The sequence below is a fragment of the Variovorax sp. 10N420 genome, assembly GCF_056394705.1.
Map to the genome: position 1 here is coordinate 35787 of NZ_JBFTIJ010000006.1, position 25466 is coordinate 61252.

General features: G+C 62.6%; 30 protein-coding genes. 12 read left to right on the plus strand and 18 right to left on the minus strand.

Annotated features, from left to right (window positions below; genetic code table 11):
• Positions 1-27: 27 nt before the first annotated feature.
• The 4 genes from AC1DEK_RS16550 (at position 28) to AC1DEK_RS16565 (ending at position 3521) form a co-directional block, all read left to right on the plus strand.
• Positions 28-798 (plus strand): hypothetical protein, encoded by a 771-nt coding sequence (locus AC1DEK_RS16550; protein WP_478126359.1) that lies wholly within the window; start codon positions 28-30, stop codon positions 796-798.
• A 54-nt stretch (positions 799-852) separates the two neighbouring features.
• Entirely contained in the window at positions 853-1545 is a 693-nt protein-coding gene (locus AC1DEK_RS16555) for a P-loop NTPase family protein (RefSeq protein WP_478126360.1), read from the plus strand.
• 290 nt (positions 1546-1835) lie between these two features.
• Positions 1836-2999 (plus strand): porin, encoded by a 1164-nt coding sequence (locus AC1DEK_RS16560; protein ID WP_478126361.1) that lies wholly within the window; start codon positions 1836-1838, stop codon positions 2997-2999.
• A 165-nt stretch (positions 3000-3164) separates the two neighbouring features.
• Positions 3165-3521, plus strand: coding sequence for a LysR family transcriptional regulator (locus AC1DEK_RS16565; protein ID WP_478126362.1), 357 nt, complete (start codon positions 3165-3167; stop codon positions 3519-3521).
• 109 nt (positions 3522-3630) lie between these two features.
• Here the strand turns inward: AC1DEK_RS16565 and AC1DEK_RS16570 are convergent, their stop codons facing one another.
• The 8 genes from AC1DEK_RS16570 to AC1DEK_RS16605 form a co-directional block, all read right to left on the minus strand.
• Positions 3631-4659, minus strand: a complete 1029-nt coding sequence (locus AC1DEK_RS16570; protein ID WP_478126363.1) for an AraC family transcriptional regulator — start codon at positions 4657-4659, stop codon at positions 3631-3633.
• Between the two features lie 288 nt (positions 4660-4947).
• Positions 4948-5460 (minus strand): disulfide bond formation protein B, encoded by a 513-nt coding sequence (locus AC1DEK_RS16575; RefSeq protein ID WP_478126364.1) that lies wholly within the window; start codon positions 5458-5460, stop codon positions 4948-4950.
• Positions 5457-6551, minus strand: a complete 1095-nt coding sequence (locus AC1DEK_RS16580; protein WP_478126365.1) for a sulfate/molybdate ABC transporter ATP-binding protein — start codon at positions 6549-6551, stop codon at positions 5457-5459. The genes AC1DEK_RS16575 and AC1DEK_RS16580 overlap by 4 nt, the downstream gene beginning before the upstream one ends.
• 167 nt (positions 6552-6718) lie before the next feature.
• Entirely contained in the window at positions 6719-7609 is an 891-nt protein-coding gene (gene cysW / locus AC1DEK_RS16585; RefSeq protein WP_478126366.1) for a sulfate ABC transporter permease subunit CysW, read from the minus strand.
• Positions 7606-8499: a sulfate ABC transporter permease subunit CysT gene (gene cysT, locus AC1DEK_RS16590; protein WP_478126367.1), complete on the minus strand. Its 894-nt coding sequence runs from the start codon at positions 8497-8499 to the stop codon at positions 7606-7608. Before cysT ends, cysW begins: the two co-directional genes overlap by 4 nt.
• Positions 8500-9504 (minus strand): sulfate ABC transporter substrate-binding protein, encoded by a 1005-nt coding sequence (locus tag AC1DEK_RS16595; protein ID WP_478126368.1) that lies wholly within the window; start codon positions 9502-9504, stop codon positions 8500-8502. It lies immediately after the preceding gene.
• Complete coding sequence (locus tag AC1DEK_RS16600) at positions 9501-10079, minus strand: RBBP9/YdeN family alpha/beta hydrolase (protein WP_478126369.1); 579 nt, start codon at positions 10077-10079, stop codon at positions 9501-9503. Before AC1DEK_RS16600 ends, AC1DEK_RS16595 begins: the two co-directional genes overlap by 4 nt.
• A gap of 122 nt (positions 10080-10201) precedes the next feature.
• Complete coding sequence (locus AC1DEK_RS16605; protein WP_478126370.1) at positions 10202-11119, minus strand: LysR family transcriptional regulator; 918 nt, start codon at positions 11117-11119, stop codon at positions 10202-10204.
• Between the two features lie 130 nt (positions 11120-11249).
• Between AC1DEK_RS16605 and AC1DEK_RS16610 the strand changes: the two genes are divergently transcribed.
• A complete protein-coding gene (locus tag AC1DEK_RS16610; protein WP_478126371.1) occupies positions 11250-11897 on the plus strand; it encodes an FMN-dependent NADH-azoreductase in 648 nt (215 codons plus the stop codon).
• A gap of 101 nt (positions 11898-11998) precedes the next feature.
• Here AC1DEK_RS16610 and AC1DEK_RS16615 read toward each other — a convergent pair whose 3' ends face one another.
• Positions 11999-12979: a LysR family transcriptional regulator gene (locus tag AC1DEK_RS16615; protein ID WP_478126372.1), complete on the minus strand. Its 981-nt coding sequence runs from the start codon at positions 12977-12979 to the stop codon at positions 11999-12001.
• 116 nt (positions 12980-13095) lie between these two features.
• On the opposite strand from AC1DEK_RS16615, the gene AC1DEK_RS16620 reads away from it, so the two are divergent.
• Genes AC1DEK_RS16620 through AC1DEK_RS16635 form a run of 4 tightly spaced genes read left to right on the plus strand, consistent with a single transcriptional unit; the run spans position 13096 to position 15559 of the window.
• Positions 13096-13644 (plus strand): 4-hydroxylaminobenzoate lyase, encoded by a 549-nt coding sequence (locus AC1DEK_RS16620; protein ID WP_478126373.1) that lies wholly within the window; start codon positions 13096-13098, stop codon positions 13642-13644.
• A gap of 3 nt (positions 13645-13647) precedes the next feature.
• Positions 13648-14358, plus strand: a complete 711-nt coding sequence (locus tag AC1DEK_RS16625) for a nitroreductase (RefSeq protein ID WP_478126374.1) — start codon at positions 13648-13650, stop codon at positions 14356-14358.
• Between the two features lie 20 nt (positions 14359-14378).
• Positions 14379-14861 (plus strand): carboxymuconolactone decarboxylase family protein, encoded by a 483-nt coding sequence (locus AC1DEK_RS16630; protein WP_478126375.1) that lies wholly within the window; start codon positions 14379-14381, stop codon positions 14859-14861.
• A complete protein-coding gene (locus AC1DEK_RS16635; protein WP_478126746.1) occupies positions 14861-15559 on the plus strand; it encodes an HD domain-containing protein in 699 nt (232 codons plus the stop codon). Before AC1DEK_RS16630 ends, AC1DEK_RS16635 begins: the two co-directional genes overlap by 1 nt.
• A 72-nt stretch (positions 15560-15631) precedes the next feature.
• Here AC1DEK_RS16635 and AC1DEK_RS16640 read toward each other — a convergent pair whose 3' ends face one another.
• Complete coding sequence (locus AC1DEK_RS16640) at positions 15632-16642, minus strand: AraC family transcriptional regulator (RefSeq protein WP_478126376.1); 1011 nt, start codon at positions 16640-16642, stop codon at positions 15632-15634.
• Positions 16643-16868: 226 nt separating this feature from the next.
• Here AC1DEK_RS16640 and AC1DEK_RS16645 point away from each other — a divergent pair, with 226 nt between their 5' ends.
• From AC1DEK_RS16645 to AC1DEK_RS16655, 3 genes are read left to right on the plus strand one after another with little or no spacing between them, the layout of a single operon-like run.
• A complete protein-coding gene (locus AC1DEK_RS16645) occupies positions 16869-17972 on the plus strand; it encodes an LLM class flavin-dependent oxidoreductase (RefSeq protein WP_478126377.1) in 1104 nt (367 codons plus the stop codon).
• Positions 17965-18531 (plus strand): flavin reductase family protein, encoded by a 567-nt coding sequence (locus tag AC1DEK_RS16650; RefSeq protein ID WP_478126378.1) that lies wholly within the window; start codon positions 17965-17967, stop codon positions 18529-18531. Before AC1DEK_RS16645 ends, AC1DEK_RS16650 begins: the two co-directional genes overlap by 8 nt.
• Complete coding sequence (locus tag AC1DEK_RS16655; protein ID WP_478126379.1) at positions 18512-19303, plus strand: cyclase family protein; 792 nt, start codon at positions 18512-18514, stop codon at positions 19301-19303. Before AC1DEK_RS16650 ends, AC1DEK_RS16655 begins: the two co-directional genes overlap by 20 nt.
• Here the strand turns inward: AC1DEK_RS16655 and AC1DEK_RS16660 are convergent.
• The 8 genes from AC1DEK_RS16660 to ssuC all read right to left on the minus strand — a co-directional run bounded on the left by AC1DEK_RS16660 (position 19284) and on the right by ssuC (position 25456).
• Positions 19284-19838, minus strand: coding sequence for an NADPH-dependent FMN reductase (locus tag AC1DEK_RS16660; protein ID WP_478126380.1), 555 nt, complete (start codon positions 19836-19838; stop codon positions 19284-19286). The two genes, AC1DEK_RS16655 and AC1DEK_RS16660, sit on opposite strands and share 20 nt — an antisense overlap.
• Before the next feature lie 50 nt (positions 19839-19888).
• Positions 19889-20803, minus strand: coding sequence for a serine O-acetyltransferase EpsC (gene epsC, locus AC1DEK_RS16665; protein WP_478126381.1), 915 nt, complete (start codon positions 20801-20803; stop codon positions 19889-19891).
• 121 nt (positions 20804-20924) lie between these two features.
• A complete protein-coding gene (locus tag AC1DEK_RS16670) occupies positions 20925-21731 on the minus strand; it encodes a MetQ/NlpA family ABC transporter substrate-binding protein (protein WP_478126382.1) in 807 nt (268 codons plus the stop codon).
• 34 nt (positions 21732-21765) lie between these two features.
• Positions 21766-22431 (minus strand): methionine ABC transporter permease, encoded by a 666-nt coding sequence (locus AC1DEK_RS16675; RefSeq protein WP_478126383.1) that lies wholly within the window; start codon positions 22429-22431, stop codon positions 21766-21768.
• Positions 22424-23467, minus strand: coding sequence for a methionine ABC transporter ATP-binding protein (locus tag AC1DEK_RS16680; RefSeq protein WP_478126384.1), 1044 nt, complete (start codon positions 23465-23467; stop codon positions 22424-22426). The genes AC1DEK_RS16675 and AC1DEK_RS16680 overlap by 8 nt, the downstream gene beginning before the upstream one ends.
• 7 nt (positions 23468-23474) lie before the next feature.
• On the minus strand, positions 23475-23690 hold the full coding sequence (locus AC1DEK_RS16685; protein WP_028250350.1) for a TOBE domain-containing protein: 216 nt from the start codon (positions 23688-23690) through the stop codon (positions 23475-23477).
• A gap of 41 nt (positions 23691-23731) precedes the next feature.
• Positions 23732-24577, minus strand: coding sequence for an ATP-binding cassette domain-containing protein (locus AC1DEK_RS16690; protein WP_478126385.1), 846 nt, complete (start codon positions 24575-24577; stop codon positions 23732-23734).
• A 27-nt stretch (positions 24578-24604) separates the two neighbouring features.
• Complete coding sequence (ssuC, locus tag AC1DEK_RS16695; RefSeq protein WP_478126386.1) at positions 24605-25456, minus strand: aliphatic sulfonate ABC transporter permease SsuC; 852 nt, start codon at positions 25454-25456, stop codon at positions 24605-24607.
• Between the last annotated feature and the right edge of the window lie 10 nt (positions 25457-25466).

Here is a 25466-nt window from a genome sequence, read left to right on the forward strand (position 1 = left end):
CGAGGGCAGGATGATAACGTGCGGTCCATGCGCGCGATCCCCCGTTTTCCCCCTCTTGAACCTCATAGCTGGCGGCCTGGAATCTGCACGGCGGCCCTCCTGGCCCTGGTCGTCCTCGCACTTGGCGGTTGCTCGTCCACACAGCGGGCGGAGCCCTACAACAACCAGGAATGGCTCCAGACCGGAACCAACCGCATCGCGAACCTGGCGCTGCGCGACAACGTGCAGTCGATCAAGCGCGTGCAGCTGTCGCTCTACCGGCGCAATCCGCGCGAATGGAAAAAGTGGGCGACCAGCGCGGACGAAGCCATCCAGCGCACATGGGATGCAATCCAGCAGGAACAGCCGCTGCCCGATCTTCACGGCACCACAGGCATCGACGCCATCCGGCTGGCATTCGAGACCGCTCCCAAGCCCTACGAGGGCGACCGCGTCGCGGCTCTCGTGGTCGGCTGGGCGGCGCTGCTCAAGCAGGCCAACGGCAACACATGGGAGCAGACCATGCTGGACGGCGTGAACGCCGAGAACAGTTTTCGCGCGGCCCGCAACGTCGAGATCTCGCTATGGCTCATAGGCTCGAAGACTGGCGCGGACGGCAAGCCTCTGCTGTTTGCTACGGAAATCAGCGAGCACGGGCGCAACCTGCTGGTCGATCGCGAGCTGTCGAAAGTGGTTGCGCGGCTTGACCTGATGGCCGCACAGGCGGACGAAAAATATCGGCGCGCCGCGCTCGATTTCAGCCAGAACTGGCTTCTCGGCAGTCTGGGGCCCTTCTTTTCAATGGTGCCCAAGAACTGAGCCAGACGAACCCCGCCCCCTAGAATGCTTCGCACTTCCCCATCCAGGAACCTCATGAGCTCACTCAACTTCATCGGCGGCGAAAAAGGCGGTGTCGGCAAGTCGGTCACCGCGCGGGTCCTGGCGCAGTATTTCATCGACCACAGCCGGCCGTTTGTCGGATTCGACACCGACCGCTCGCACAGCTCCTTCACTCGCTTCTACGAGGGATTCGCGTCGCCGATCGTGGTGGACAGCTTCGAGGGACTCGACACGGTCGTGAACGGCTTCGAAACCAATCCGCAACAGAGCGTCATCGTCGACCTCGCCGCGCAGACCCTGGCGCCACTCTCGCGGTGGATCAAGGAGTCGGATCTGTTCGATGTATTCGCCGAACTCGGCGTCGCCGTCAACTTCTGGCACGTGCTGGACGACGGGAAGGATTCAACCGATCTGCTGGGAACGCTGATCGACACCTTCGGCAATCGGCCGAACTACATCGTGGTGCAGAACTATGGCCGCGGCAACGATTTCGGACTGCTGCTCGGTTCGCAATCGCTCAACAAGGCGACTGCACATGGCGCGCGCGTGATCGCCCTGCCGCGCCTGCACGAAGCCAGCATGCGCAAGATCGATGGGCGCAACACGAGCTTCTGGAAGGCGGTCAACGACCGCGAAGGACCGCACGCGCTCGGACTGCTCGAACGGCAACGCGTGAAGACGTGGCTGGCGACAGCCTACGCGGCATTCGACACGCTGCCTCTTTAGTCGTTCGGCACGACCTCAGGCACTTCAACGACCCAGCCCGCTCGCGTGAGGGCTGCGGGTGCATGCCTGCCTTGTCGCAATCAGACAACGCAAATCTCAACTTCTAGGGTCGATCTTGCAGGGTTATGGGGCGATCTTGCAGGAGCGCGTCTGCCGCAAGGAGGGGCCTCTGATGGAATCGACTCAACTTCCCAATGGGAGGTTGGCCCGGGGGCCGGTGGGGAGCACAAACGTGCCGTCACGGTGAGCCTGTCACACCGGTGCCTTTGTTGAACCTAGGAGAACCCTGAATGAAAAAATCCTTTGTCGCCCTGGCTGCCCTGGCCACCTTGACCAGCGCAGGCATTGCCTCGGCACAGTCTTCCGTCACGCTCTTCGGCGTGGTTGATGCTGCTGTGAGCAGCTACTCGAACCGGGCAGAGACCCCCCTGGGCAATAGCCTCACGACGAGCCAGACCGCTCTCACCAACTCCGGCTACAACTCCAGCCGCCTGGGCTTCCGCGGGACGGAAGACCTGGGCGGCGGCTTGGCTGCCAGCTTTTGGCTCGAAGCTGGGCTGAACAACGACGACGGCAGCGGGAAGGCAACTGGCGGTGGGCTCAGCTTCAACCGTCGCTCGACGGTCAGCCTCGCCGGAGCATTCGGTGAAGTCCGCCTCGGTCGCGACTACACCCCGACTTACTGGAACGACACCGTGTTCGACCCGTTCGGCGCCAATGGCGTTGGCACGAACCTGATCGTGTCGGCAGGCCAGTCAATGAACAACGAAAACTACACGCGCGCCAGCAACTCGGTCGGCTACTTCCTGCCACCAAAACTTGGTGGTGTGTACGGACAGTTCATGTACTCGTTCAACGAACACGCAAAGTTCGATCCGGCAGTTCTGACCCCTCGTGTGCCCGACTCGCAGCGCACCGGCCGCTATATCGGTGGTCGCGTCGGATACGCCAACGGCCCGGTGGATGTGGCTCTCTCTTACGGCCAAAGCACTGTGGCGGACGATTTCTTCCTCGGATTGACTGCAAACTCGGTCAACTGGAGCCTGGGTACTTCGTACGACTTTGGACCGGTCAAGTTGTTCGGCGAGTACTCTGACAACAAGCTCGAAATCGACACCGATAGCTTTGGCTTGCTGGCTGATCCCGGCACGAAGGGTTGGTTGCTCGGGGCCACCGTCCCCGTCGGTCCAGGTCTTATCCGTGCCTCGTACTCGTCAGTGCGTTATCGCGGCATCGAACTCGGCGAAGAGCCAAAGGCCGACAAGTTCGCGATTGGCTATGTGCACAACCTTTCGAAGCGCACAGCTCTGTACACCACGGTTGCTCGCGTGAACAACAAGAACGGAACTGCCTTCACAGTTGGAGGCCCAGCCTACAACGCAGTGTTTGACGGCGTCTGGACCGTGCCGAAATCCTCCACCGGTTACGACATCGGTATCCGTCACGCCTTCTAACGCCACCTGACAGCAAGCTGAAAAATATCAGCATCCTTAGGCAGTTCTTGAGGGCTGTCCGGCGAGAGTCGGGCGGCCCTTTTCATTTTCACAATAGCCATCAGCCGACGACCCGCACATGCCAACGGCGGATTGTTCGGTCAAAGATATGGCAAGGGAGCCTCAATGCCGAACAGTATCCTGTCCAAACACATCGCAGACAAAGCCCTGGACCTCAATGACTTGCGCGTTTTTGCGTACGTCGCATCACATGCCAGCTTCTCGATGGCGGCGGACGCGTTGCAGATTCATAAATCAAGCGTCAGCAGAAGCATCACGCGACTTGAATCGATGCTGAAAGCACCATTGATTCAGCGCACGACGCGCAAGGTTCAACTGACGCGATGCGGCATGGCCTTGAAGGTCCGCTCCGTCGAGATCCTCTCCCACGTCAATGACTCGATCGCCTACATCGGCAGCATCAACGATGCTCAGTCAAAGCGCCACGGCGGGGAGCAAGGCTTGCGCATGCAAGGCGCCTGAACGAGCGGGCGCATGGGTCATGGCTGATCAGACTGCGCGTGCGAACGCTTGCTGCCGCGCAGTCGCCATGGCCGCCCAGTTCACATGAGCTCAGCCGGACTGCGGCAGATCAATGAGCGGCGGAGCGCAAGCTCTGCCGCATCTTGCTGGGCGCGACGCGATACCAGGTCTTGAACTTTCGACCGAAGCTGGTCGGGTCTGAATAGCCCAGTTGCGACGCAATGGCTTCCATCGACAGTTCGGTGTGCTGCAAGTACCAGGCGGCGTGCTCTTTGCGCAGGTTGTCCTTGATATCGGAGTAATTGATGCCCGCATCTGCAAGCCTGCGCACGAGCGTTCGCCCGGAGATTCCGAGATCGACAGCCAACTCACCCGCTTCCGGATTGATCGCCAGCCGCTCGAGAAGCGCGCGGCGGACGCGCTGCACGAAGTCCCCCTGCCCCTGTTCCGATGCCGCACGTCCGCAAGCCTCCGCGGCTGCGACAAATGCCTTTGCATCAGCGGAAGTACAAGGCCAATGAAGCATCTCTGTCGGCAACTGAAACGTCAGGCATTCCTGGTCGAATGCCGCCCGTCGCACGTACCGCAGACACGGCACGTCGTTGCCCGCAGGCCGGGGGTAAGGCAACCCCACCGTGAGTTCGTCAGCGGGCCGCCCCAACATTGCCTCCAGCAGTCTGCAGTGCGCGCCAACGATGGACTGCGTAACGAAGACGTGGGTCTCGCACAACGGACGCGACGGCCTGACCTTGAGGATGCTCCATTGGCGCCCGTTTTCCATCTGGAACTCCACACCACCGAAGATCTGCCCGGCATGTCGGCTCACAAATTCAAGGCCTTGGCCGAGACTTTCGCTCGTCACGGCGGCGATGCCGACAGGGCTGTGATAGGGCTGGATCATCGAGCCGGCCATCAGGCCCAAGGCCGGCTCTCCGCTGCACAGCACCGCTTGCGCGACGAAGCGGCGAAAGACCGAGAAGTCCACCATGTCCTGCCCGTCGCAGAGGTCCTGCCATGCCAAACCCGCGTTTGAGAGCACTGTAGATGGCGACACGCCACGGCTGTTGAGGCAGTCGAGCACGCTTCGAACATAGACGGGATGCGCAAACGGAATGGAGACCTCGGCCTTGGGATTCATAGTCGATCGTGGATTGCATCGGCGAGTCCGTGCGCGAGGTGCCCATGTCAGAAAGGGCAATGCATTCGACTTGGAGGGATCTTCAAATCGCAGTCGGAGCCGACCGCGCCAAATCTACTCTCCGCGTCTCTTTGTTTGGCCTTCAAATGGCCGAGAAGGATCGCGAAGCTGGTCCAGAAAGGTCCAGAAAGGTCCAGAAAGGTCCAGAACTTCAATCGGAGTGCAATGATTGACGCACTCCGCGCGCCACATTGCATGGCGCGCGATATGTTTGGCCGTGCGCTGGAATCAGCGCACGTTGTTGGAGGCTCCGCGGCGGAACATCAGAGCGATCAACAGCAGTCCCAACACGGTGAATGCAATGAAAGACCAGTTGGCCAACGACAGCCCCAGCAGCGTCCAATCGACTTTCGAACAATCACCGGCCCCGCGAAAGATCATGGGCAGCGCGCGCTGGAGAGGAAAAGTCTCGATCATCCCGTAGATGTCGCGGCCGCACGTCACGACTTCCGGCGGATGCCATTGCAGCCAGCTCTGGCGCGCGGCGGTGTATGCGCCGCCCACAGCCATGATCAGCCCGAGCAGCGAGCCCGTCACCTGCAGCCCCTTTCGGCGGCTCAGTGAGGCCAGCCCCGCGAATACCGCCACCAGCACCAGCGCGTACCGCTGCACGATGCACATGGGGCAAGGTTCGAGCCCGACCACGTGCTGCAGATACATGCCAAATGCAAGCATCGCCACACATGCGGCGCAAATCAAAGCCAGGGCACGCCGAGGCGCGCCGAAATACCAGTCGATCATGGTGAAACCCAGTCCTCTACGAACACCCGGGCCTTGCGCGGCGTGGCGACAACGGTGTCGCCCTCGTGCAGACCCAGGTCCCGGAACTGTTGCGCAGGGAGTTGCGCTTCGATAATGGTTCCGGAGCCCGGATTATCTGGATTCGATTCGGTGGGTTCGAGTTCCAGCCGCGCAATGGGGCCGACCACGATCGCGCGAGTCAACGTTGCGACGATTCCGGTCGCACCGGGCGCATAGCGCCTGACCTCGAGGTCATGCGGCCGCACGTAGGCCAGTGCCTTTCCGTTCCGGAGCTCGCTGTTTTCCGGGGAGTCGATGCGGATGCCTTCGACGTGCACCTCGCCCTCGTGAGCGCGCCCGTGGAAGAGGTTCACGTCACCGAGGAAGCCGTAGACGAACGGACTCGCCGGATGGTCCCACACGTCTTGCGGAGAGCCGACTTGTTCGACCTGCCCGCTGTTCATCAGCACCACCCGGTCGGCGACTTCGAGCGCCTCTTCCTGGTCGTGCGTGACGAAGATGCTGGTGACGTGCAGTTCGTCGTGCAAGCGCCGAAGCCACCGGCGCAGTTCCTTGCGCACCTTGGCATCGAGCGCGCCAAAAGGCTCGTCGAGCAGCAACACCTTGGGCTCGACTGCAAGCGCACGCGCCAGGGCGATGCGCTGGCGCTGGCCGCCCGACAGCTGAGCGGGATAGCGATCGGCCAGCCAGTCGAGTTGCACCAGCTTCAAAAGCTCATGCACCTTGGCCTTGATCTGCGCTTCGCTAGGACGCGCACTGCGCGGCTTCACACGTAGACCGAACGCCACGTTCTCGAACACCGTCATGTGCCGGAACAGCGCGTAGTGCTGGAACACGAACCCCACCTGCCGCTCGCGCACGTGCACATCGGTCGTGTCTTCGCCCGAAAAGAGAATGCTGCCCGCGTCGGCCGTTTCCAGTCCCGCGATGATGCGCAGCAACGTGGTCTTGCCGCAGCCCGAGGGGCCGAGCAACGCGACCAATTCGCCCGACGAGACGTCGAGGCTCACATTCCGCAAGGCCTGGAAGTCGCCGAAGGCCTTGTTGACGTTGCGAATTTCAATACTCATGTTTCCTCTCCTTCACTTTCCACCGACTGCGTGGCCGCGCCACCCGATGAAACTGCCATAGTCCCCAAGCCAGGAACACCGCGGAACCGGCTTCGCCGGGCCGCCGGTGTTGCCCCCGGCAGGGGATGGGCGCCCGACACGAAGTGCGGGCAACCTGGGGGCGAGCTTCATGTCCGGGGCCGCTCTGGCGGCAGGTCGGCGATGGCCTTCATTTCACGCTCGTGCCGCCATTCGACGAAGGACTTGATCACCAGCGTGACCAAAGCCAGGATGGCCAGCAGCGATGCCACCGCGAAGGCGGCGACGGACTGGTATTCGTTGTAGAGCACTTCCACATGCAGCGGCATCGTGTTGGTCTGGCCGCGGATGTGACCCGACACGACCGACACGGCGCCGAACTCGCCCATCGCACGCGCATTGCACAAGATCACGCCGTAGATCAGGCCCCACTTGATGTTGGGCAGCGTCACGCGCCAGAAGGTCTGCCAGCCGGTCGCACCCAGCACGATGGCGGCCTGCTCTTCTTCCGTGCCCTGCGCCTGCATCAGAGGGATCAGTTCGCGCGCGATGAACGGAAAGGTCACGAAAACCGTCGCCAGCACGATGCCGGGCACGGCGAAGATAATCTTGATGTCGTGCGCTGCAAGCCAAGGTCCGAACCAGCCCTGCGCGCCGAAGATCAGCACGTAGATCAAGCCGGCGACCACGGGCGACACGGCAAACGGCAGATCGACCAACGTGGTGAGAAATGCCTTCCCGCGAAACTCGAACTTGGCGATGGCCCATGCGGCCGCGACCCCGAACACGAGGTTCATCGGCACGGCAATGGCGGCTGTCAGCAAGGTGAGGCGGATGGCGCTCCACGCATCGGGCTCCTTCAACGCATCGAGGTAGGCCTCGAAGCCCTTGCGCAGTGCTTCGGTGGCGACGGCGGCCAGCGGCAGCACCAGGAACAGCAGCATGAACAGCATCGCGATGCCGATGAGCGTTCGGCGCACCCATGCGGATTCGGTCGTTCCGGCCTGCGCGCGGCGAACGGTGGTGGAACGCGCGCTCATGACGAACTCCCCGCGCGGCGCCGCTGCCACGCTTGCAGGCCGTTGATGACCAGCAGCAGCACGAACGAAATCACCAGCATCACCAGCGCCACCGCGGTCGCACCGCCGAAGTCGTATTGTTCGAGCTTGCCGATGATGATCAGCGGCGTGATCTCCGAGATCATCGGCATGTTTCCGGCAATGAAGATCACGGAGCCGTATTCACCGATGGCGCGCGCAAACGCCATCGCGAAACCCGTCAGCAGCGCCGGCGCGATCGAAGGCAGGATCACCTTCGTGAAGGTCTGCAGGCGCGTTGCGCCGAGGCTCGTGGCGGCTTCTTCAAGTTCTTTTTCAGTGTCTTCGAGCACCGGCTGGACGGTCCGGACCACGAAAGGCAGACCAATGAAGATCAGCGCAATCACGATGCCGGTCGGGGTGAAGGCCACCTTGATGCCGAGCGGTTCGAGGTATTGGCCGATCCAGCCATTGCCGGCAAGTAGCGCGGTCAGCGAGATGCCGGCGACCGCCGTCGGCAATGCGAAAGGAAGGTCGACGAGCGCGTCCACGATCCGCTTGCCGGGAAACTTGTAGCGAACGAGCACCCAGGCGACCAGCAACCCGAACACCAGGTTGACCAGCGCGGCAATCAGCGATGCGCCAAAGGTCAGGCGATACGACGCCATCACACGAGGTGCTGTGACCGCGACCCAGAACTGGTCCCAGGTGAGCGTGAAGGTCTTGAAAACCAGCGCCGAAAGCGGAATCAGGACGATCAGGCTCAGGTAGAGCAGCGCATAGCCGAGCGTGAGGTGAAAGCCCGGCAGCACGCGCCGAGATACACCTGTGCCACCCGCACGCGCAAGCGGCGCCGCCGAGGACGGCAGCGCCGAAGACACGGCACCGCTCATTTATTTGCCGCCGGGCGTGTACAGCCGGTCGAACTGCCCGCCGTCGTTGAAGTGCACCTTCTGCGCTTCGCTCAGGCTGCCGAACAGTTCCTGCACGGTGAAGAGTTGCAGCGGTTTGAAGGTCGCGGAGAACTTCTTGAGCACCGCTTCGGAACGCGGGCGAAGCGCATGCTTGGCCGCGATTTCCTGCGCCTCGTCCGAGTAGAGGTACTCGAGATATGCCTTGGCAAGCTCGCCGGAGCCGCGCTTTGCGGTCGTGCGCTCGACGACAGCGACGGGGTTCTCGGCCAGGATGCTGATGGACGGATACACGGCCTGTGCCTTGCCTGCGCCGAATTCGCGGTCGATGGAGACCACTTCGGATTCGAAGGTGATCAGCACGTCGCCTATGTTTCGTTGCAGGAAGGCGGTCGTCGCATCGCGGCCGCCGCGCGCGAGCACCGGCACGTTCTTGAAGAGCTTGCCGACGAACTCGGCCGCCTGGGCGTCGGTGCCTCCCTTCTTCTTCACGTAGCCCCACGCGGCGAGATAGGCGTAGCGGCCATTGCCGCCGGTCTTGGGGTTGACGATCACGACCTGAACGCCGGGCTTGATCAAATCGTCCCAATCCTTGATGCCTTTGGGATTGCCGTTGCGCGTGAGGAACAGCATCGTCGACGTGGTCGGCGACGCGTTGTACGGGAAACGCTTGGCCCAGTCCTTTGCGACCACGCCAGCGTTGGCGAGGAATTCGATGTCGGTGCTGGTGTTCATTGTGACCACATCGGCGTCCAGCCCATCCGCAACGGCGCGAGCTTGCGCGCTGGAGCCCGCATGCGACTGGTCGATCTTGACGTCCTTGCCGGTGGTCTTCTTGTAGTTCGCAACGAAGGCGGCGTTGTAGTCCTTGTAGAACTCGCGCGCCACGTCGTACGAGACATTGAGAAGCGAGGTCGGTTGCGCGGACGCAGCGCCGGCGGCGGCGAGCACCAGCGCGCCGAGGATCGTCTTGATTCTGGAAGTCATAGAGTTGCCAAAGGTTCGAAATTTCGACGGCCGTCCATCAGAGTGGTCGGCTCGTCCGTCAAGGATTGGAGCAGAGCGAGGCCCAGCGGCCAGTCCCCATGCCCGGATTCGATGTTGATGTGGCCGGCATTCTGCATCCGAACGAATTCGCTTCCCCAAGCGCGAGCATAAGCACCCGCCAAACGCACGGGGCAAAAGGGGTCGTTGCTGCTCGCGACGACGATGCTTCGATAGGGCAGCTTGGCGTGAGGGACCGGCGCGAAATCGGACAAGACGGCACGGCGCTCGGGGTCCGCCGGCGCCACCAGCAGCGCGCCGCTGATGCGAGCGGCCGCGGCTTCGCAGAGGTGTGCCGTCGCAATGCAGCCCAGGCTGTGTGCGGCGATGACGACCGGCGTGGGACTCTCGAGCACAAGCTTTTCGAGTGCAGCGACCCACGCCGCACGTGTCGGCGTGATCCAGTCATCCTGCGTCACTCGAACTGCGCCTTGCATCCGCTCGGCCCACAGGCTTTGCCAGTGGCCCGGACCGGAGTCACGCCAGCCCGGCACGATCACGATGGTTTGTTTTGTCACACGGAGAATACGTTGGAGGCGTTGGTGGGCAGCCCCGGATTCTGCGAAGCATCGCTTCAAAGACAAACGAATATCTGCTTGTTTGAATATGGTGTTTTGCGCATAAGGAAAAGCGGTGGAACTCACCCGGCAAGATCGTGCGGCTCATCGCTGTCGAGGTTTTCCACGAGGAAATCGATCAGCCGGCGCACCGCCGGGACCAACGCGCGCCGGGCGGGGAACATCATGTGCGTGATGCCCGGAGCCGGCCCCCAGCCCGGCAGCACCTCAACCAGCTTTCCTGCTTTCAGTTCGCTGCGGCACATGTAGTCAGGCAGAACTGAGACTCCGGTGCCTTGCACCACGGCGAACTTGAGCGTAAGCAGGTCGTCGGCCACGTAGCGCGGCACATGCGAATGAACGGTCACCTTGCCACTCGGCCCTTCGAGGCGCCAGTTGGCACGACCATCGCCAGTCGACATCGAAACGGTGTCGAGCTTCGACAAGTCCGCTGGCGCCGACACGGGCCCCTGCTGCCGGATCTGTTCTGGATTGCCGACCAGGATGCCGCGGCTGATTCCGAAAATCTTGGCTACAAGTGTTGTGCTGTCCTCGACCTCGGGTCGCACGCGCAGCGCCAGGTCGACGCCCTCCTCGACCAGGTCGACCGGCCGGTTCAGCACACGCATCTCCACGCGCACTGCGGGATAAAGCGCCATGAAACGCGGTAGCAAAGGCCCCACGCTGCTCTGCGCCAAGGTCACGGGGCAGCTCAAGCGGACCGTTCCGCGCGGCTCCGTCTGGGCTTGCGCCACCGCCTCCGCCGCCGCTTGCGCCGCATCGCGCATGGCAGCGCAATGCTTCAGGTAGATCTCGCCGGCAGACGTGAGGGATAGGCGCCGGGTGCTGCGCTGCATGAGTTGGACGCCGAGTTGGGCCTCCAGATCGGCGACGCGGCGCGAAAGCCGCGACTTTGGAATGCCAAGCGCGCGGCTGGCAGCTGCAAAGCCGCCGCGCTCCGCCACTTCGGCAAAGAACACCATGTCGTTCAGGTCTTGCATGATCCACTGTCCTATTTTTGGAACGAACTGGGCCATTTTTACTTACTTATCAGCCAATCGCCACAAAAATAGAATCCTACTCACGCCGACCGATTTCAGCGCCGGCACTGTTCAAGAAAGACTATCGATCATGAAACTGCTGCACGTCGACTCCAGTGTCCTGGGCACCAACTCCGTTTCGCGTCAACTGAGTGCCGAAATCGTGGCCGACTGGCGCAAGGCCCACTCCCACACTACCGTCGAGTACCTCGACCTGGCCGTGGACACCCCCAACCACTTCAGCGCCGATGCGCTCGGCATCAAGGTCGGCGTTCAGGCTGAACCCACCGAAGCGCAGCGCCGCGAAAACGAAGTTTCCGAGCGCCTCGTGACGCAATTCCTGGCTGCGGATGTCATCGTGATCGGCGCTCCGCTCTACAACTTCACGGTGCCGACCCAACTCAAGGCGTGGATCGACCGTCTGGCTCAAGCCGGCCGCACCTTCAAGTACACCGACAAGGGCCCAGTCGGCCTCGCAACCGGCAAGACCGTGATCGTCGCTTCGACGCGCGGCGGCATGTACTCGACCAGCGACGGCGGCCAGGCGATGGAGCACCAGGAGAGCTACCTGAAGGTCATTTTCGGCTTCTTCGGAATTACCGATGTGCGCATCGTGCGCGCCGAAGGACTTGCCATGGGCGATGCTGCAAAGTCGGCTGCGATCGCCGCTGCACGCGCAAATATTGGCGGAGCGACAGGCAAGGCTGCCAATCAGGACGTCGCAACGCTGGCCGCGTAAGCCACACACTGGCTCGCGCACCTCTGGGTGCGCACCACCCGAATTGGCAGATTTGAGAGGTGCGCCAACGCGCAGAGCCGGTTTGCGGACACGTAGGCCAGCTATGCGAGCGCCTTCTCAGTGGTTCGAGCCGCTTTCGCTACCTTCTCGCGCAGCCAAGCGTGACCCACGTCATGCTCGTCGCGGCCATGCCAGATCGCACGCATGGTCGATGGTCGAGCTTGGTAGGGCGGCGGTCGGCGAATAAGGTCTTCGCGCTTCGTGAGAGCCACTGCCAGAGACGCGGGCACGATGGACAGCATTGAAGTGTCACGAAGCAGCGCGGGAATGGCGAGCGCGTGGGGGACGGTGATTCTCACCCGCGGCCCCTCCTTCGATTCAATGAGTGCCTCTTCCAACGCATGCCGGTCAAACATTTCCGACTGGCGTGCGAGGCCACGTTCAACGATAAACCCTCCCACTGCGCCCTCCTCCTGTCCTCCGACGGACAGGGTGACCAGCGGGTACTTCGTCAAATCCTGGAGCGTGAGTTTCCGGCGGGAGGCGGGGTGTCCCTTGCGCATCAAGATCGCCTCTCCCTGGGACAACAACGTTTGAGAGTTGAGTCGCGACGGCACCTGCGAAAAAATGCCAATAGCCAGGTCGATGCGCCCCAAGTCAATCTGCTCAGCCAAGTCCAGTCGCGTGGACGGACGGATGACGAGATCGATATGCGGAGCAATTTCTTGCAGTTCTCGGGACAAGGGCACAACAATCACCTCGGTCACGTGGTCGTTCGCCGCAATGACGAAACGCCGCTTGGATGTTTCGGGTGAAAACGGCTCCACTCCCACGATAGCCTCGATCTGGCGCAATGAGTCCCGCAGGCCCGGCGCCATCGCCGTTGCACGGCCGGTCGGCACCATGCCTTTCCCCGTACGCATAAAAAGCTCGTCGCCCACAAGTTCGCGCAGCCTCCTGAGCGCATGGCTAACCGCCGATGGCGTCAGATTGAGGCGCTTACCCGCCACTAGCAGATTGCGGTCCTCGTAGACGGCCTCGAACACCTTCAACAGGTTGAGGTCCATGCGACCAATGCTCACGACTTCACCTCCTGCAGTTGAATTGCGTTCATTATGGAACTGCAGATCTATCGTTTCCATTCAGTTCGAGTTTCGCCCATGATCGTGTCCAGGCATTCCGCAAAGGCGAGACCACGATGACCGAAACAAACATTCAGGACAGACAGGCGCTCATCGAGCGCTGCATCCCCTTCCTCGAAGAAGTGAAGGACATGACCGCCGGAGCCGCGGTCGAAAACTGGTTGAACCAGAAGTACGGGGCTGACAGCGAGCTCTATCGGACCCTGGCTCACTTGGTGTTGAAGGGCGTGCAAGACGGCTGGGCAGCGAACGTCCCGATCGACGGTCAGGCTTACCGCCGCAGCCGCATCGCGGAGCCCTCGGAGCGCACACTGCACTTCAGCATCACAGCCGTATACATGGACAGCACAGGGAATCAGCAGGGTCATCCTGATCATCACTTCCTCGGGCAGTACCACGGCCATCCCTATGGCGAGATCAACATGGTCATTCCGCTCAATTCCGGCGCCGCATTGAAGGGGCCGAATGGCTGGTGCTTTGGTGGCTGGACCGCACCGCCGCCGGGCAGTCACCACTATCCGGAAGCAAAGGGCGGCGCCGTGATTGCGCTGTTCTTCCTCCCCTCCGGACGGATTTCGTATCACGACGCGCCGCTGCAGGGGTGAACCATGGTCCAGACGGCAACTGAATGGTCCCAGGAGACCATTGCGAAATGCGTCTCCTCCGTCATGCATTCGCGCCGAGCGGTTCGTGCATTCAAGCCGGAGCCTTTGCGCCGCACGCTTGTGGAAGCGATCTTGGAGGATGCAGCAACTGCCCCAAGCGGTGGCAACATCCAGCCCTGGCGGGTGCATGTGGTCAGCGGCGTGGCCAAGGAGCAGCTGGCAAATGCGTTGGTCGCAGCGTTTCGTGCCGGAACCGCACCGGCGCCGACGCACTTCCCCGAACCGTTGCCGGATGTATTCCGTACGAGGTTGCTTGACTTCGGCGCGCGGTACTACGCCTCCCTCAAGATTGATCGCAACGATGCTTCGGCGCGCATGCGCCAAACCGAGCGAAACTTCTCATTTTTTGGCGCCCCGGTCGGTCTCATTTTCAGCATCGACCGCAGACTGAAGGCACACAGCTGGATCGACCTCGGCCTCTTCGCGCAGAACGTGATGATCGCCGCGAAAGCACGTGGCGTCGACACCTGCCCGCAGGTCGCATTTGCGCAGTTTCATGACCAGATCGCATCCCATCTTGCGATGCCCCCGGAGGAAGTAACCGCCTTCGGCATGTCCATGGGATACGGCGATCTGGAGGCCCCGGTGAATCAAGCAAGCATGCCTCGGGAACGCAGGCACGATTTCGCGCGACTTCTCGGTTTCCCGGCCTGAAGATCAGCAGAACCATGACCATGAGCAATCGAATCGACTACAACGAAGTCGCCCCAACGGGCATCAAGGCACTTGGCAACGTGTACGGGTACATCTCGCAGAGCGGTCTTTCACCGGTTCTGGTGGATCTGGTGTACTTGCGTGTTTCGCAGATCAACAACTGCGCCTACTGCTTGGACATGCACACGCGTGACCTGTTGAAGAAGGGGCAGGCAATCGAAAAGCTCGCACTGCTGCAAGCATGGAGAGAGGCAGGCGCCCTCTTTGACGAGCGGGAACGTGCCGCGCTGGCTTGGGCTGAATCGGTGACACGCGTGGCGGAGACCGGGGTCCCCGACAGCGACTACCAAGCTGCTCGCACCGTCTTTGACGAGCGGGAGCTAGTGGACCTGACCATTGCCATCGGGCTGATGAATACCTACAACCGCATGGCGATCAGTTTCCGCAACACCCCTATGGCGGTCATTCCAAAACAGGTAGTCAACGCCAGGAGAGAGTCATGATGCTTAAGGAAATATCAGGGGTGCGTATCCCGGACAGCAAACTCGCGCGCGAACTGACTCAGCTCATTCGCGATACCGAGAGTGATTTGCTCTTCCACCACTCGGTCCGAGTTTATTGCTGGGGAGTCTTGGCAGGAAACCGAACAGGATTGAAATTCGATCCTGAACTGCTTTACGCGGCTTCCATGTTCCACGACATTGGCCTCACCGCACGCTATAAAAATAGTCAGCTACGCTTTGAAGTGGATGGCGCGAATGCCGCGCGTGAATTTCTTCGGGGGCACGGCATCGCCGATAGCGATATCGAGACGGTTTGGAACGCCGTCGCTCTCCACACAACGCCTGGCATACCGCAATTCATGCGTCCGGAGATCGCATTGGTGCAGGCGGGGGCTGGCATGGATGTAGCCGGCCGCGGCTATGACCAATATACCAACGCTCAGCGGGAGGCCGTTGTCGCCGCCTTTCCCCGAGAAACTGACTTCAATCAGGGAATCATCGACGCCTTCTACCAGGGCATGAAGCACCGCCCCGACAGCACTTTCGGAACCTTCAACGATGACGTCCTGGCGTTCAAGGATCCACAGTTTCGGCGGGTTGATATGTGCAGCGTCATCCTTGCATCAAGCTGGAACAGCCGAAATGTCCCAACAGGTTGTTCATCCGCCCACGACCATCTGGGAAGCTGCGGTCACTAGGCCATCGCAACGAAGGATGGGACAACGGATGAACAGTCATAGCGCGCGCGATTGATTCGGTCGACCTAGGTCTCAGCGGTTCAGCGTTTGGGATGGCAACTCGCCGTACTTCTCGCGATAACGTGCGCTGAAGTGCCCAAGGTGAGCGAAGCCCCACCGCAATGCGACATCGCGCACCGTTTCACCGGCAAGGCGCCCTTGCGACAGCTCGTCGCGCACGCGCGCCATGCGCACATCGGACATGTAGCGCATCGGCGTGGTGCCCTTGTACTTCCGAAACCCGAGGAACAGCGCCCGCGTGCTCACGTCCACGTGGCCGGCGACGTCCGCGATCGAAATCGACTCGTGTGCGTGATCGTGGATGTAAGCCTCCGCCCGCCGCACGAAACCGGGAGAGACGCTGTGCTCGGCCGCGCCGAGAACTTCGCGGTACGTGTGCGGCTGGCATTGCAACAGTGCGGCAATGCCCGCTTGCTCAATTTGCGAAGCCAGCAGCGGGGAGTCGACCCATGGCGAACTTTTCGAGAGGTCGTCGCCGAGCTCCTCGAACAACCAGCGAATCCACCGTGCCCATGCCGCCACCTGCGGCTGATCGAGCACCATCGCTGGCGTAAAGACGAGCGGGTCGCGCAAGGGCCGGCCGAGCTGGCCGGCGCAATGCTTTTCGAGTGCCGCGCGCTCCACGCGCACGAACAGCTTCTCGCAACCTTCATGGTGGAGCATCGTCATCGACTCGCTGGGACTGACGACCGACGCGACGGCGCTCGTCGACTGCACCGTTTCACCCGCCGTGCGCACGCTTTCGTTCCCTTTCAGAAGGACCTGAACGAGATAAAAGCTCTCAAGCCGTCCCGGATCGATCGCCACAGTGGCGCCGTAGCCCATCCGCCCCAAACCCAAAGCGCCGATTCCGCGATAGTGCATCGATGCCTTGACGCGCTGGCGGCTGCCGACGACCGTCAGCTTGTGATCGCAGAACACCTGCGTGACGCGGCTGCGCGCCTCGTCGAGATCTGAAGTCTGAAAGTGGCCGACGTGAGCCAACGGGCTCTGGGCATCGGCAACAACTGAAGCTTGAATCACGCTCTCTCCGGAAATCTGGTCTGAAACGCGTCTGGGCAGTCCCGTGTCCCGATACTGGGCGCTCGCGCCGAGCCCGGACTTCGGGGATAACCCTCGACCGCCGCGCTCCCTGCGGCCATGGCGGCACAAAGACTTGCACTCATGGGACAGCGCTTGCGCGCCCGGGACACTGCCCTCGCGCCGTGCCCCTATCGTGAACCCGTCCAAGTCCACACATGCACGCCCCATGCCAATCCAAGCAACTCCCCTCCTGCAACGCAAGCACTTCCTGCTCGGCACCTTTGCATCCAACTGTTCCAGCGGCATGTCCGTCACCAAAGTGCCGGAACGTTGGCAGAACACCTGGGACAACAACCTGAAACTCGCCCAAATGCTCGACGACGCGGGCATCGACTTCATGCTGCCCATCGCACGCTGGATCGGCTACGGCGGCGAAACCAACTTCCACGGCGATGTTCTCGAAACCGTGACCTGGGCAACCGGACTGGTCGCCCAAACCAAGCAACTGACGGTGTTCGCGACCACGCACACCGCGGCCAACCATCCGGTCGTTGTCGCGAAGCAGATTGCCACCATCGACCAGCTCGGCCAGGGCCGGGCCGGCCTGAACATCGTGGCCGGATGGAACAACCCGGAGTACGAGGCGCTGGGCCTGAAGCTCCCGCCCGATCACGAGACGCGCTATGCCTACGCCGAAGAGTGGTATCAGCTGGTGCGCAAGCTTTGGCAAGACCCGGGCATCTTCGACTGGGACGGCGCGCATTTCCAGCTCAAGGGCATACACAGCCATCCGAAGCCCTACGGCGAATTGCCGCCGATCCTCAATGCGGCAGGCTCGGGGCTGGGGCGTGAATTCGCCACGCGCAATGCGAACTTCCTCTTCACGCCGGCTATTGATCTTGCCCGCTCGAAGGATGAAGTCGCCGAATTGCGAAGCTCGGCAAACGCCAAGGGGCGCGAGGTCGGAGTACTGACTTTCTCTCATGTGGTCTGCCGGCCGACGGAGGCAGAGGCGCGCGCCTATCTCTCGCATTTCGGGCAGGAGCATGCGGACTGGGCGGCCGTGGACAACCTGGTCAACCTTCAGTTCGCGCACGCACAATCGTTTCCGCACGATCTGCTGGCGCTGATCCGCGACCGCATGGCGGCGGGCCACGGTGGCTATCCGCTGGTCGGCACCCCCGAGCAAGTGGCTCAGGGGATCATCAGCCTCGCCGAGGCCGGCTTCAGCGGCACCACGCTGTCCTTCGTCGACTACGTCAAGGAGTTCCCGTACTTCCGAGACACGGTTCTCCCGATCCTCCATGCACATGGCCTGCGCGATGCATGACACGGCCGATCCAGTCGACGGCCACGCCTTCCGCACGGCCATGCGGCAGCTCGCGGGCGGGGTCAGCGTCATCACCGTTGGCACTCTTGGAGCGCGCACGGGTTTCACGGCCACGTCCGTCGTCTCGCTGTCGGTCGAACCCGCGGTATTGCTGGTGTCCGTCAACGCCTCGTCTTCGTCCTGGCCGTTGATGCGCGAGCACGGACGGTTTGGCGTCAACGTACTTGGGGAGCACCAGCAAACCGTCGCAGAGCGCTTTTCGGGCCGACAGGGCATTCAGGGCGAGGGCCGCTACGCGCGATCGAGGTGGCATCGGATCGAAGAAGCGTGGCTGCTCGACGGCGCAACGGCTGCCTTCGCCTGCGAGATCGAGGAAAGCTTCGAGCGTCACGGCCACTGCGTCGTGCTTGGCCGCGTGCGCGCAGTTCGCACCGGCGAGCGCGACGAGGGCGCGCTCGTCTACTGGAAAACCAACTACACGGCCTTGACCATTCCCACTGCTCTCACTGCTCTCACTGTTCCCACGGAGATCCGCACCCATGACACATGCCACTCTTGATCGCCTCGCCTCCGAACTGCTCGAAGGGCGAATCCGCGTCGTCGACCTCACCCAGACCTTGTCGCCCGACTTTCCAGCGCTGCAACTGCCGCCGCAGTTCGGCCAAGTCTGGGGCTTCAAGATGGAGAAGATCTCGCACTACGACGAAGCGGGTCCGGGCTGGTACTGGAACAACTTTTCTTGCGGCGAACACACGGGCACGCACTTCGATGCACCGGTGCACTGGATCAGCGGCAAGGACCATCCGAACAACAGCGTCGATACCATCGACGCCCGGAATTTTGTCGCGCCGGCTGTGGTGGTCGACGCCTCCGCTGAAGTCGCCGGCAACCCTGACTGGCTGTTGACCGTGCCCTTCCTCGAAGCGTGGGAATCAAAGCATGGCCGCATTCCAGCCGGTGCGTGGGTATTGTTTCGCACGGACTGGTCCCGCCGCGCGAGCGATCCGGCGGCGTTCCTGAATCTGCGCGAGGACGGCGCCCACACGCCGGGGCCCACCCAGGAAACAGTGCAATGGCTCATCGAGCAGCGCGACGTGCATGGCTTCGGCGTGGAGACCATCAACACCGACGCCGGGCAGGCGCATTCGTGGCCACTGCCCTATCCGTGCCACACGCTGATGCACGGCGCCAATCGCTACGGGCTGCAATGCCTGACGAACCTGCATCAGTTGCCGCCGAGGGGCGCCATGATCTGGGCAGCGCCACTGAAGATCCAGGGCGGCTCCGGCAGCCCGCTGCGCGTTCTTGCGCTTATTTCGAGTGGTCCTTGATCCAGGCGACGTACTTGTCGACCCAGCTCTGCAGAAACTGCTTGGTCGAACCTTCCGCGACATGTCCCTTGTCGTCGAAAAGGCCTTCCTTGTTCTGCAGGAAAACCTCGGGCTGGCCTAGCGTCGGCATGTCCAGGTAGGCCAGGATCGTGCGCAACTGCTGCTGCGCAATGGCGGTGCCGATCTGGCCCACCGAAATACCGATCACGCCGGCTGGCTTGCCCGCCCAGGCGCTCTGGCCATAGGGGCGCGAAGCGTTATCGATTGCGTTCTTCATCACGCCCGGGACTGCGCGGTTGTATTCGGGGGTAACGAACAGCACCCCGTCAGCCGCCGCGATCTCGGTCTTGAGGCGCTTGACCGAAGGCGCCTGATTGCCGTCCTGGTCCTGGTTATAGAGCGGGAGATCGTCGATCTGCAGATGCTCGAAAGTGAAGTCCTCGGGGGCAAGATGCGCAATGGCCAGCGCGAGCTTGCGGTTTAGCGAGTCCTTCCGCAGGCTGCCGATGACCACGGCGATTTTTTTCTGGGCCATGAAAACTCCTTGTCTATGGTTGAAGGAAGTTGCAATGAACGATGGGCGGGTCAGGCCTGCCGACGCTGCGGCGCGTTCTGCAGGCTGGCCTGCGTCACATTGGCGCCGGGCGGCACATCATCGGTGATCCACACATTGCCGCCGATGGTCGCGCCCTTGCCCAGCGTCACGCGCCCCAGGATGGTCGCGCCGGCGTAGATGACCACGTCGTCTTCAACGACCGGGTGGCGCGGCAGGCCCTTTTGCAGATTGCCCTCGACATCGGTCGGAAAGCGCTTGGCACCGAGCGTCACCGCCTGGTAGATGCGAACGCGCTTGCCGATCACGGCTGTTTCGCCAATGACGACGCCCGTGCCGTGGTCGATGAAGAATCCGGCGTCGATCTGAGCACCGGGATGGATGTCGATGCCGGTCTGTCCGTGCGCCAGTTCGGCCACGATGCGCGCCAGCAGCGGCAAGCCCAGGCCGTACAACCGATGGGCCAGGCGATGATGAATCATCGCGAGAATGCCGGGGTAGCAGAGCAGCACCTCGTCAACGCTTCGCGCCGCGGGGTCGCCCAGGAAGGCGGCGAGCACGTCGCCGTCCAGCAACCGGCGGATGCCCGGCAGCGCCGCCGCGAAGTCGCGGACTGCCGCGTCCGCGTCGGCGTCGATTTCTTCGGGAGCGCGCGGCTCATGGCGCGCCGTGTAGCGCAGTTCGAGCCGCGCCTGCGCGAGCAATGACTGAAGCGCCGCATCCAGCGTGTAGCCCACATAGAAGTCTTCGCTTTCCCTGCGAAGCTCCGGCGGACCGAGCCGCATCGGAAAAAGCGCGCCCTTCAGCGACTCGACAATGCCTGCCAGCGCATCGCGTGAGGGAAATTCGCGACTGCCGGGCTCGCGCGACCGCTTCTGGGCATCGCGCCATTCGTCGCGGGCCTCATGCAGGCCGGCGACGATGTCACTGACGTCGAACAGGGACATGCCATTCCTTTGGTGTTCGGTGTTGGGGCTTGAACCTTGCACCATCGCACAAAACCCCACCCTGAGCGGGTTTCTACCTCAAACCCGGCCCACGGTCTTCAGGCAAGTCCGGCCGTCCCTCTTACCAGCCCGCCAGCACCGAGCCCTTGAACTCGGTCTGGATGTAGTTGCGCACCTCATCGGAGTGATAAGCCTTCACCAGCTTGGCGACCCACGGCTTGCTCTTGTCCCGCTCGCGCACGACGAGGATGTTCACGTAGGGGCTCTTCGCGCTTTCCTTGGCAATCGCATCCTTGCCGGGGTTGAGGCCAGCAGACAGCGCGAAGTTGGTGTTGATGCCGGCGGCATCGAGGTCATCCAGCGTGCGCGGCAACTGGGCCGCATCGACTTCCACGAACTTGATCTTCTTGGGGTTCTCGATCACGTCGAGCGGCGTCGCCTTGAGCCCGGCTTCGGGCCTGAGCTTGATCAGCCCTTGGTCCTGCAGCACGAGCAGCACACGCCCGCCATTGGTCGGGTCGTTCGGCATGCCGAAGCGGGCGCCTTCCTTCAGGTCGTTCAGGCTCTTGACCTTTTTCGAATAGATACCAATGGGGAAATTGACGGTGTAGGCCACGTCCGCCAGCTTGTAGTTGCGGTCCTTGATCTGCTGGTCGAGGTACGGCTTGTGCTGATAGCTGTTGGCGTCGAGGTCGCCCGCGGCCAACGCGGCATTGGGCTGAACATAGTCACTGAACTCGATGATCTGGATCTTGAGTCCGTCCTTTTCGGCCACCTTCTTGACCTGCTCGAAGATCTGGGCGTGCGGCCCGCCGGTGACGCCGACCTTGATCGGCTTGTCCTGAGCGAGCGCCGGCACGGCCGCAAAGCCCGAGACGATCGTCATTGCGATGATCGACTGAAGAAGCTTGCGTTTGGGGTGAATCATGAAACGAGTTCCTTGAGAGAAAAAAAGAGAAAAGTCACTTGTGGCTGAGCCTGCGCACGAGCCAGTCACCGCCGCTTTGCAGCGCCTGCACGAAGAGGATCAGCACGATGACCACAGCCAGCATCACTTCGGGCAGAAAGCGCTGATAGCCGTAGCGGATGCCGAGGTCGCCCAGTCCGCCGCCGCCGATCGCGCCCGCCATCGCCGAATAGCCGGTGAGGCTGACGAAAGATATTGTCACGCCGGCCACGATGCCCGGGAGAGCCTCGGGCAACAGCACCTTCCACACGATCTGGCGCGTGGTTGCGCCCATGGCCTGCGCAGCTTCGACCAGTCCGCGATCGACCTCGCGGAGGGATGTCTCCACCAGCCGCGCGACAAAAGGAGCGGCGGCAAGGCTCAACGGCACCACGGCGGCCGCAGTGCCGATCGACGAGCCCGTGAGCAAGCGCGTCAACGGAATGATCGCGACCAGCAGGATGATGAAGGGCGTGGAGCGCACCGCATTGACGATGGCACCGACGATCCGGTTGGCCGGGCGGTTCTCGAGCACGCCACCGGTGTCCGTGAGATGCAGGTACACGCCGAGCGGCACACCCACCAGCGCGCCGATGAAGCCCGAGATGCCGACCATCACGATGGTTTCCCACAACGAAGCGGCGAAGAGTTCCAGCATCGGCCTGGTGAAGACGTCAAACATGGGCGACCTCCTGCACCACCACGCCGGCGCCCCGCAGATAGGCCACAGCCGAAGCGACCGACTCCCCCGCTCCGCGCGCCAGCACGGCAAGCGAGCCGAAAGGCCGGCCCTGGATTTCGTCGACTTGCCCATGCACGATGGACAGGTCGATGCCAAACCGGCGGATCACCTGCGAAAGCAGCGGCTGGTCCGCCGCATCGTCCCCTGCAAAGGCCAGGCGCAGCAACTGAGGCGCATGTGCGGCGTCGTCTTGCATCAGCGCGCGGATGCGCGCAAGCACGCTTTCAGGCAGTTCTTGTGGCGCAATGTCGTCGAGCAGGCTGCGCGTCGTTTCATGCTGCGGCCGCGTGAAGACATCGAGCACGGCCCCCTGCTCCACGATGCGGCCATGGTCGATGACCGCGACTTGTTGCGCGAGCTGCTTGATGACCTGCATCTCGTGGGTGATGAGCAGGACAGTCAGGCCGAATTCGCGGTTGATGTGCTGCAACAGCGCGAGGATCGAGCGCGTGGTCTCGGGGTCGAGCGCCGAGGTGGCCTCGTCCGAAAGCAGCACCTTCGGCCGGTTGGCCAATGCCCGCGCGATGCCGACGCGCTGCTTCTGACCGCCGCTGATCTGCGCCGGATAGCGGTCGCGCAGGCCGGTGAGGCCCACCAGTTCCAGCAGCGGATCGACCCGCCCCTTGATCTCCGAGGCACCGAGGCCGGCGAGTTCGAGCGGCAAGGCCACGTTGTTGTACACGGTGCGCGACGCCAGCAGGTTGAAGTGCTGAAAAATCATGCCGATGCCCTGCCGCGCGCCGCGCAGTTCGACATCGTTCATGGCCGTGAGCTCGCGCCCATCCACCCGCACGCTGCCGCGGATGGGGCGATTGAGGAGATTGATAGTGCGCACGAGCGAGCTCTTGCCCGCGCCGCTGCGCCCGATCACGCCGAACACTTGGCCCGGCGCCACCGTCAGGTCGATGCCCTTGAGAGCCTCGACCGGCCCGCTCGGGCCGTCGTAGATCTGATGAATATCTTTGAGTTGAATCATCCCCGTATTAGAGCTTGGCGATCGACACTTCGGTCGACTTCACCAGCGCGACCACGTCGGAGCCCGGCTTGAGTTGAAGCTCGTCGACCGAGCGCGTCGTGATGACCGAGGTCACGATGCCCCAGGCGGTCTCGACATCGACTTCGGAGACGACGTCGCCGCGGATGATCTCGCGGACCTTGCCCTTGAACTGGTTGCGAACGTTGATGGCTTGGATGGACATGGAAAACTCCTTCGGTTGGGTGATTGAACTGGATGAAGGGCTCATACGGCCCAGCGCAGCACGTGCGCGGGCCCATCGGCCCAGCGGGTATCGTTGGCCGGTTGGGCTTCGGGGCTTTGCGGCTTTTGCAGGACCCGATCAAGAATGCGCTTCTCGATCGCCGCGAAGGCCGGGTCGCCCTGCGAGCGCGGCCGTGCGAGCGCGATGTTCTCGTCCAGCGCGATGCGCCCGTCCTCGATCAGGATGACGCGATCGGCCAGCGCCACCGCCTCCTGCACGTCGTGCGTGACTAGCAGCGCAGTGAAGCGATGTCGTTGCCAGAGGTTCTCGATCAGGCGATGCATCTCGATGCGAGTCAGCGCGTCGAGCGCACCCAGAGGCTCATCGAGCAGCAACAGGCGCGGCTGATGCACGAGGGCGCGCGCGAGCGCCACACGCTGTCGTTGCCCGCCGGAAAGCCGCGCCGGCCATTCGTTCTTGCGCTCGGCAAGGCCGACTTGCGCCAGGACTTCTTCGCCATGAGGGCGGCTCTGCGCGGGCAGGCCCAGCGTCACGTTGTCGAGCACGCGCCGCCACGGCAGCAGTCGCGCCTCCTGGAACATGATCCGCGTGTCGTCGTGCAGGCCAGCGACCGAGTTGCCGTCGGTATAGAGCGCACCCTCCGAAGCCTCTTCAAGACCTGCGACCAGCCGCAGCAGCGTGCTCTTGCCGCATCCGCTGCGGCCGACGATGGCGATGAATTGGCCAGGCTCGACCGAAAGCTGCGTATTGCGCAGCACTTCGCGCTCGCCGTAGCGCTTGGAGAGGCCGCGAATATCGAGCCGGACGCCGCCGGGCTCTTCCGATGGACTGTGCGGGATTTGCGGGATGTAGGGGATGGCGCTCATGGTGTTCACTTTGCTGTCGTCACTTCATCACTTCGCAACGCGATAGCCCGGATGCCACCGCAGCCACCAGCGTTCGAGGCCGCGCGCGAACAGATCGGCCAATTTGCCCAGCAGCGCGTAGAGCAAGATGCCGACGAGCACGATGTCCGTCTGCAAAAACTCGCGCGCGTTCATCGTGAGATAGCCGATGCCCGATTGCGCAGAGATGGTCTCGGCCACGATGAGGATCACCCACATCAGCCCGAGCGAAAAGCGCAGGCCGACCAGGATTGACGACATCGCGCCCGGAAGAATCACTTCCTTGTAGAGCTGCCAGCGCGTGAGGCCGTAAGTGCGGCCCATCTCGATCAATTGCGGATCGACATTGCGGATGCCGTGGAAGGTGTTGAGGTAGATCGGAAAGAACACCGACACCGAGATCAGGAACAGCTTGGCCGACTCTTCGATGCCGAACCACAGGATCACGAGCGGAATCAACGCCAGCGCCGGGATGTTGCGCACCATCTGGATCGTCGAATCGAGCAGCGTCTCGAAGAAGCGGACCGACCCGGTGAGCAGCCCCAGGGCAAGGCCGAAGCCGCCGCCGATGGCCAGGCCGCCCAGCGCGCGACCGGCGCTCACCTTGACGTGCGTCCACAGCTCGCCCGACGCAGCCAGCGTCCAGGCCGCCTTGATGACGTCGACCGGTGCAGGCAGCACGCGCGTCGAAAGCCATCCGAGGGATGACGCAATCTGCCACGCCACGATCAGGCCTACCGGCACCAGCCAGGGCACGAGGCGCTTCGCTACCGAGACCCCGAAGCCTTTGACGGCGCCCAGCAACGGCGCCGACGTGGATGCGGGAGTTTGTGCGGGCAAAGTCTGCACTTGTTCAGTCATGTGAATCCTT